The sequence below is a fragment of the Agrobacterium sp. D14 genome (genome assembly GCF_001526505.1).
GTDB lineage: Bacteria > Pseudomonadota > Alphaproteobacteria > Rhizobiales > Rhizobiaceae > Agrobacterium > Agrobacterium leguminum.
In genome coordinates this window covers 1-432 of record NZ_ASXX01000066.1, presented here as the reverse complement: position 1 = coordinate 432, position 432 = coordinate 1, and the positions used below count along the sequence as shown (strand labels likewise).

The following is a 432-nucleotide window of genomic DNA, read 5'->3' as shown; positions in this document are numbered from 1 at the left end:
CAGCACAGCCTCTGCCTCATATATGGCGCAGACGATGTGATAAAACGTGCTTGCCGGCGCCGGCTCGTCGAGCATCGGCCTGTCGGCCGGCCATTTGTCGAACCACAGGCCCTTGACCGGCGTGTCGAGGAAAGGCTGCAGCGCGCCGATGGCGCTGAGACCGGAGGCGAGGTAACGCTGACGCTCCTCGCCGCCCGTGACGCTCGCAAGCCGCACCGAAGCCTTCAGCCATTCCGTCTGCGGCCATAACCGCGCCAGCCCGTCATGCACCGAAAAATCGTCGTAGAGGCTCATCACCGCCACCTTGCGGCGCGGGCAGATGCCGTAGGCCTCACCGATCTCGAACAGCCGTTTTGCCTTGCCGATCGCTTCGTCGTTTCCACGCAGGCTGCCCCAGCGCACCAGAAGCCAGGCCCATTCGAACTGGTGGCC

Annotated in this window: 1 protein-coding gene; it reads right to left on the bottom strand. The window is 64.8% G+C overall.

Going from position 1 to position 432, the window contains the following annotated elements:
- On the bottom strand, positions 1-432 hold a 432-nt coding region (locus L901_RS24485; protein WP_197419720.1), incomplete at both ends, for an AGE family epimerase/isomerase.